This is a genomic window from Bacillus sp. AFS001701 (genome assembly GCF_002559405.1).
Lineage (GTDB): Bacteria > Bacillota > Bacilli > Bacillales > Bacillaceae_G > Gottfriedia.
Genome location: NZ_NTZO01000093.1, coordinates 1 through 6,690, shown reverse-complemented (window position 1 = coordinate 6,690; position 6,690 = coordinate 1). Strand labels below are relative to the sequence as shown.

6 protein-coding genes are annotated in these 6,690 nt (G+C 33.5%); 5 read left to right on the top strand and 1 reads right to left on the bottom strand.

Annotated elements, in window-relative coordinates:
• Nucleotides 1-390 precede the first annotated feature (390 nt).
• From mbcS to tpx, 5 genes are all read left to right on the top strand, one after another.
• On the top strand, nt 391-1,965 hold the full coding sequence (gene mbcS / locus CN514_RS07905; RefSeq protein ID WP_098232135.1) for an acyl-CoA synthetase MbcS: 1,575 nt from the start codon (nt 391-393) through the stop codon (nt 1,963-1,965).
• 106 nt (nt 1,966-2,071) lie between these two features.
• Nucleotides 2,072-3,646, top strand: coding sequence for an amidohydrolase (locus tag CN514_RS07900; RefSeq protein WP_098232134.1), 1,575 nt, complete (start codon nt 2,072-2,074; stop codon nt 3,644-3,646).
• 185 nt (nt 3,647-3,831) lie between these two features.
• Complete coding sequence (locus CN514_RS07895) at nt 3,832-4,461, top strand: DUF2953 domain-containing protein (RefSeq protein WP_098232133.1); 630 nt, start codon at nt 3,832-3,834, stop codon at nt 4,459-4,461.
• Between the two features lie 12 nt (nt 4,462-4,473).
• Nucleotides 4,474-4,917 carry a GerW family sporulation protein gene (gene ytfJ, locus CN514_RS07890; RefSeq protein WP_098232132.1) on the top strand — a complete coding sequence of 148 codons (444 nt, stop codon included), beginning with the start codon at nt 4,474-4,476 and terminating at the stop codon, nt 4,915-4,917.
• Nucleotides 4,918-5,008: 91 nt separating this feature from the next.
• Nucleotides 5,009-5,509: a thiol peroxidase gene (gene tpx, locus CN514_RS07885; protein ID WP_098232131.1), complete on the top strand. Its 501-nt coding sequence runs from the start codon at nt 5,009-5,011 to the stop codon at nt 5,507-5,509.
• Between the two features lie 119 nt (nt 5,510-5,628).
• Here tpx and proC read toward each other — a convergent pair whose 3' ends face one another.
• Nucleotides 5,629-6,435, bottom strand: a complete 807-nt coding sequence (gene proC / locus CN514_RS07880; protein WP_098232130.1) for a pyrroline-5-carboxylate reductase — start codon at nt 6,433-6,435, stop codon at nt 5,629-5,631.
• Nucleotides 6,436-6,690 lie beyond the last annotated feature (255 nt).

Sequence of the window (6,690 nt, the reverse complement as noted above, 5' to 3'; positions counted from 1 at the left end):
TTATCGCAGACATTTTTTGATGAATAAGTTGATTGGAATGGAGGGATTCTCGACTCCTATGGGATAAGCGGGAAGGCTGAGACCCCGCAGGCGGCGCCGAGGAGGCGAAAGAATCTCGCCCCATGGAAAGCGAGCATCCCGTAATGGAAATCAATATCACTCTCCTTTACGAAAATTTGAATGATAAATTGACAAGATTATTTTTCAACAGCGTGAAATAAACTATCTTTTTTAGATAGTTTATTTTTTTTGTGAGTTTTTGTTTAAATTTTCTGAAAAATAGTCGAAAAATAGCAGGAATTGACTATACAATTAACGAAACCATTATTATTCTATTTTGCAAATTTCGAAATATAATTTTAGTAATGATCAAAAGGGGGACAAACTAAGATGAACAGTACAAGTCTAATCGCTCCAAAAGTTTATAATCTCGTTTGGGAAATTGAAAAATTTGCTTCAACTGATAAAGTGGCGTTAAAGTGGGTTGACCTAAATGGAGAATCCCACCAATTAACATATAAGGAACTATATAATAAAGTTCACCAATATGCTTTTACATTTAAAAACAATGGCATCGAAAAAGGGGACAAACTTTTTGTCATGATGCCAAGGTGTATTGAGACTTATGTAGTTTATTTAGCTATTTTAAAAATTGGATGTGTAGTAATCCCAGGATCTGAAATGTTAACGGTTAAGGATATTCAATACCGTCTTGAACATAGTGAAGTAAAAGCGATTGTTTCGCATGATCAATATATAGGTACTTTTAGCGATATTGCTAAAACTGGAAAATATAAATTATTTACTATTCATAATCAACAAACAGTGTGGACTTCATTGAATGACCAAGCAATTAGTGGAGCACAGGTATTAACTGTGGAAACAAAAAGTGATGACTTAGCGTTTATTTCATATACGTCAGGAACGACTGGCAATGCTAAAGGTGTTGTACACACTCATAGTTGGGGGTATGCACATATTCGTACAGTCGCTTCGAATTGGCTAGATGTGACAGAAGATGATACTGTATGGGCAACTGCAGGGCCAGGATGGCAAAAGTGGATTTGGAGTCCATTTTTAGCGACATTAGGCAGTGGGGCAACAGGGTTCTTTTATGAAGGGAAATTTGATGCAGGTACTTTCCTAACATTGCTAAAGGAACAAAATATAACAGTATTTTGTAGTACGCCTACCGAATACCGATTTATGGCAAAGGCAGAAAATCTAGATCAATATAAATTACCTACATTAAGAAGTGCTGTATCAGCAGGAGAGCCTTTAAATCAAGAAGTAATCCGTACATTCAAAAAACATTTCAATGTTGATGTGAGGGATGGGTATGGACAAACTGAAAATACATTATTAATCGGAACGATGAAGGATATTAAAGCAAAAGTAGGTTCAATGGGTATTCCAACGCCAGGTAACTTAGTTGAAATCGTTGATGATGAAGGAAATCCAATTGGAGTTAATGAAGTGGGACATATCGCAGTACATTTAAGCTCACCAGCATTATTTAAACATTATTATAATGACATGGAACGTACAAAAGCACAAAGAAAAGGCGAGTATTATTTAACGGGTGACCGAGCTAAGAAAGATGAAGATGGCTACTATTGGTTTGATGGACGTAGTGACGACATCATTATTAGTTCTGGGTATACAATTGGTCCTTTTGAAATAGAAGATGCGTTAGTACAACATAAGCTTGTAAAAGAATGTGCGGTTGTTGCTAGTCCAGATCCATTACGTGGTAATGTTGTTAAAGCATTTGTTGTTTTGACTGAAAATGCTACAAATCAAGATGACTTAGTATCCGAACTACAAGAACACGTGAAAAAAATTACTGCTCCATATAAATATCCACGTAAAATTGAATTTGTCCAAGAGCTACCAAAAACAACTTCTGGTAAAATTCGCCGAGTAGAATTACGTGCGATGGAACAATTACGTGAATCGAATTAAATACTTATGTTAAAATGAGGGAAAATTCCCTCTTTTTTTGATTTTGGGACAATTTATTTTTGAAAATAATAAACGAATCTATTTAAAGAACGGATGGTGGAATGCAATGAAAAAACTTTGGCATAATGGTTTATTTTATACGATGGAAAGTGAAGGGAAAACTGTAGACTCAATCATTACTGAAGATGAACAAATTTTAAAAACAGGAACATATGAAGCTTTACTTTCTTTTTTAGAGAGTGAACAATTTGAGAAAATCAATTGTAACGGAAAAATCGGTTTTCCAGGTTTCATTGATAGTCATTTGCATTTAATTGGTCATGGAGAAGCGATGAATCGTGTAGATTTGTCGAATTGTCAATCATATGACGAGATGCTTGATCGAATGAAAAAAGTTGTAAAGGACGCACATCCTAACGAGTGGATTGTTGGGGAAGGATGGAATGAAAACGAATGGGAATCAAAAGAAATATTCTGCATTGAAGATTTAAATAGTTTATCAAGCACAAATCCACTAGTATTAAAAAGAACTTGTAGACATGTCTATTTTGTAAATTCTCTTGCACTTAGTCATGCAGCAATAAATGAACAGATGCAAATTGAAGGAGGACAAATTGGTTGCTTTGAGGACGGTCGTTTAAACGGATTATTGTATGATGAAGCTGTCAATTTAATCATTAAAGCGATGCCGGCACCTGACGATCAGTATTTGTCAAAAGCAATCATTTCCGCTATTAAGGATTGTTATGAATACGGTATTGTTGGAGCGGTAACAGAGGATTTATCCTATTATGGTAATGCAAATTTAGTGATAGATTTATATGAGCAATTATTAAATGAAGTTCCATTTCATACTCATGTTTTAATTCATCATACTACTTTGGATGAAGTCAAAGGAAGATTACATAATGGTAATAAAAATGTATCATTTGGTGGCGTAAAAGCATTTATTGATGGTTCATTTGGTGGTCGCACTGCACTGTTACAAAAACCTTATGACGACGATCAAAGCACAACAGGATTACAAGTGACTTCTCCAGAAAAATTAGAAGTAATTACAAAAAAAGCGCGTGAAAATGGATTACCAATAGCATTTCATATGATTGGAGATTTAGCCGTTAAGCAAGCAATTGATGTTGTTAAAAAATATCCTAATCAAACTCAGTTGCCTGACCGATTTATACATTGTGCACTTTTATCTCCAAAATTAATTGAGGAAATGAAAGAATTAAACATCGTTGTAGATGTACAAACCTCATTTATATATGCTGATTATCCATGGCTAGTAGAGCGTATCGGTCAAAGCCGAAATGAATATGCATATTTAATTAAAACACTGCTAAATGAATCAATCGCTATTGCAAATGGTTCAGATACACCGATTGATACAATTAATCCATGGCAAGGAATATATACAGCGGTTACCCGAAAAGCAAAGGACCAGATTGCATATAATATCGATGAAGCAATTAGCCTATATGAAGCAATAAAACTATATACGATTGATAGTGCGGCTTCGTTTCGTCAAGAAGATAAAAGAGGTCTCATAAAAGAAGGATATTCTGCTGACTTTATTTTATTTGATGAAAATCCATTTGAGTTAGAAAAAGATGATCTATTGTATGTTAAATGCAGTGAAACTATTTGCCGAGGAAATATTGTCTATAAAAGAAATGGGTAAGTTAAGGAAAGGACAAGCAAGTGTTCTAGGAGTTGTTTGTTACCAACAAACAACCAGAATTTATCAACGAAGTTCATCAAAAATCTTATATTTTACTACTCAAAAAGAATGGTATGTAATTTTACCATTCTTTTTGTTTATCCAGAAGTTGGTTTGTCCATACTGATACAAAAAAGGGTGATTTTTTGCTATATATATACTCTATTCTAATTTTTATTGCAATCGTTGTTTTACTGTTAATCATTTTCGTCCTTTTTATAAATATGAAAGTCAATATTTTATCCGTTTATACAAATGAAGAACGATTTATGAATATTAAACTGTCTATCTTGAACAACCTATTGCATTTCGCCTTTACAATTCCTTTAAAGAGACCGAAAGAGGTAAAAGAGGACGTATCAGATTTAGAGAAAAAAAGGGATTTGTCTGTCTTTCAACAAATTGATTTTTTCATAAATTTATACTCCAACGGACATACTATCATTACAAAATTTTTAAATACTGTACAAATTTACAATTTAACTTATCATATTCATTTCGGTGTCGGAAATTCTGCTTTAACAGGGATATCAATTGGAACAGCTTATAGTGCGATCGGAATTTTTGAAAATTTATTAAAGAAATTTACGATATTACATCATCCGCCAACGATCGATATCACACCCAATTATTATACGTCCGTAATGGAAACTAAAGGTAAGATCAGGTTTTCATTTTCGGTACGAAAGGCAGTCTTTGCGGGATTATTATTACTTAAAGCATATTTAAAAACTAGAAAAGACTTTAAAGCAACACATCCAATCGAAACTAATTAGAGGTGATTAACAATGAGTCAACATCCTATTGGAGACTTAATGCACGCGGCAATGGAAAATTTATCAGCAATGATTAATGTAAATACAATTATTGGTGATCCAATTTCAACACCAGATGGAAGCTTAATCTTAACCGTATCAAAAGTAGGGGTTGGCTTTGCAGCTGGTGGAAGTGAATTCCGAAATTACCATTTAGTAGATGGTGTTAAAGAAGCTGAAGTAAGAAGTCCACATCCATTTGGCGGAGGTACAGGTGGAGGTGCTTCAATCACTCCGATTGCATTTTTAATTGTAGGTAAAGAGGGTGTTAAACTACTTCATCTAGATCAAAATACACATTTAATTGAAAAGCTAATGGATTTAACGCCACAAGCGTTAGAAAAAGTAAAAAAATATATGAAGAAAAAAGATGATTCAGATAAACACGTGGAAGATTTTGATTCAGATTTAGATTAAATATAAAATTTAAGTAAAGTTAATTGCATTCAAGGTTTCCTTCCAGTAAGATAAATGTTGTGAACATTTTGTAATTTTGGGAGGAAATATCATGGCATTAGTAACATTTAAAAACAATCCAGTAACTCTTATTGGACAAGAAGTAAAAGTAGGAGAAAAAGCTCCAAGCTTTACTGTATTAGCAAATGATTTAAGCCCTGTAACTTTAGAGGCTTCAGCTGGTAAAGTACGCTTAATTAGCGCAGTACCTTCTGTAGATACTGGAATTTGTGATGCACAAACTCGTCGTTTTAACGAAGAATTATCAAATGTAGAAAACGTTGAAGTTTTAACAATTTCAATGGACTTACCATTCGCACAAAAAAGATGGTGTTCTGCAAGTGGTTTAGAAAATGTACATACTTACTCTGATCACCGTGATGCATCTTTTGGTGAAGCATTTGGTGTTTTAATGCAAGAATTACGTTTATTAGCTCGTGCAGTATTCGTAGTAGATTCAAATGATGTTGTTACTTACGTTGAGTACGTAGCTGAAGGAACAACTCATCCAAACTATGAAGCAGCAATCGAAGCTGTGAAAGCTGCAAAATAACAATAACTCTATTAACAAGTAAAAGGCTGTCGAGTTGAACTCGGCAGTTTTTTTTGCATTAAAAAGGCATTCATAAATATGAATGCCTCAGTGTGTATATTTTCAGACTGTTGCCAATATCATTTACCTAAAGACACTGATTTCTCTGTACAACGTTCCATAGCCGAAATAATAGATGAGCGGAAGCCTTGTTTTTCTAATTCAGCAATTGCTTCTATTGTTGCACCACCTGGAGTGCAAACTTGGTCCTTTAATTCTCCAGGATGTAATTCGGTTTCAAGTACCATTTTTGCTGCACCTAAAACTGCTTGGGCAGCTAATTTATAAGCTTGGTCGCGTTTTATACCTTGTAATACAGCTCCATCTGCTAAAGCTTCGATCATTAAGTAAACATAAGCTGGGGAAGAACCACTAACTGCAGGAATCGCATCCATTAATTTTTCATTTACTAATTCGCATTTTCCGAAGCTATTGAAAATTTCCATTACTTCACTTAACTCTTCATTGGTCACTACTTGATTATGACAAAGTGCACTCATGCCTTCTCTAACTAACGAAGGAGTATTTGGCATCGTTCTAACGATTTTAACCTCTTTACCGAAAGATTTCTCAACACCTTCTAAAGTAATCCCAGCGGCAATCGTAATGATTACAGAATTACTTGAAACAACTTCTTTAATTTCTTCAATAATAGTTGGATATAAATCAGGTTTAACTGCTAAAAACAAATAATCAACCTGCATAGCTAAATCGATATTACTATTTAATATTTGAACATTATATAAATCTTTCACTTTTACAAGTGTTTCATTAGACCTTGCACTTACATAAATTTGATGCTTTTCAATTACATTCGAATCAATTAACCCACCAATCATAGCTTGAGCCATTTTACCGCAACCAATAAAACCAATCTTCTTATTCATTTGTTCTCACATCCATTATATTTAATAAATTGAATTATACAGGAGGGGGTTATTATTACCAAATAATACATGATTAAAAAAAATTAATGTATAGATATCCACAAGGAATTATTTTTTGTAAAATAGAAATTGTAAAGAAAATTGACTCTTTATTTTGGGGGTATTATGAAACAAATTTTAAAAGAATCAAATCATAAAACTACAATTGAGATTATTCAACAACTTATTCAAACATATGGTGGAACTTCATTAACA